Genomic DNA, 873 nt, shown 5'->3' on the forward strand with positions numbered 1-873 from the left:
GCCCTCACCATAGCACCGCTGGTGGCGGGCGATCTCCTTGCCGCCGCACAGGATCGCGACCTCGTCGACGAAGCCCTTCACCACCACGTCCTGGAAGCCGTAGGCAGTCGGCACCGAGTAGTCGTTGGTCCGATAGCGCACGAGCGCCATCGACGAGACCCGTGCCGCTCGCTTCTCGCAGGGCTCCAGCGGAACCGCCGGCAGCGGCCGCAACACTGCGCGATCGGCCACCAGCCGCTCGCCGATCGTCTCGACATGGCGGCCGGCATGATCGCGCTGTCGAGCGCGGCAGCGCTCTTCCAGCATAGCGTTCAGATCGTCGAAGCTGGCAGCGTGCGGGACCGGCACCATGAAGTTGGCGCGCGAGAACTTGACCAACCCTTCGACCTTGCCCTTGTCGTTGCCCTTGGCCGGCCGTGCGAAGCGATCGCGGAACAGATAGTGGCTGCACAGCTCGGTGAAGGCCCGCGTGCGTTCGCGCTTCCCGTCGCCCAGGATCTTCGCGACCGCGATCGATGTGTTGTCGTACAGGATCGACAGCGGCACGCCGTCGAAGAACGCGAACGCCGATACATGCCCGTCGAGGAACGCCTCGGTGGTCTCGCGTGGATACGCCTTCACAAAGCAGGCATCCGACTGCGGCAGATCCATGCACAGGAAGTGGATCTTCTGACGCACACCGCCGATCACGCCGACCGCCTCCCCAAAATCTACCTGCGCATGGCCCGGCGGGTGTGCCAGCGGTACGAACGTCTCGCGGCCGCGCGCCCGGCAGAGCCGGACATGGTCCTTCACCACGGTATATCCGCCGGCAAAACCATGCTCGTCGCGCAGCCGTTCGAAGATCCGCTTGGCCGTATGCCGCTGCTTCAC

1 protein-coding gene is annotated in these 873 nt (G+C 65.9%); it reads right to left on the bottom strand.

Annotated features, from left to right (window positions below; translation table 11 throughout):
- On the bottom strand, window positions 1–873 hold an 873-nt coding region (gene istA, locus QN347_RS19310), incomplete at both ends, for an IS21 family transposase (protein WP_323494338.1).

The organism is Sphingomonas sp. 10B4, from assembly GCF_035019905.1.
Lineage (GTDB): Bacteria > Pseudomonadota > Alphaproteobacteria > Sphingomonadales > Sphingomonadaceae > Sphingomonas > Sphingomonas glacialis.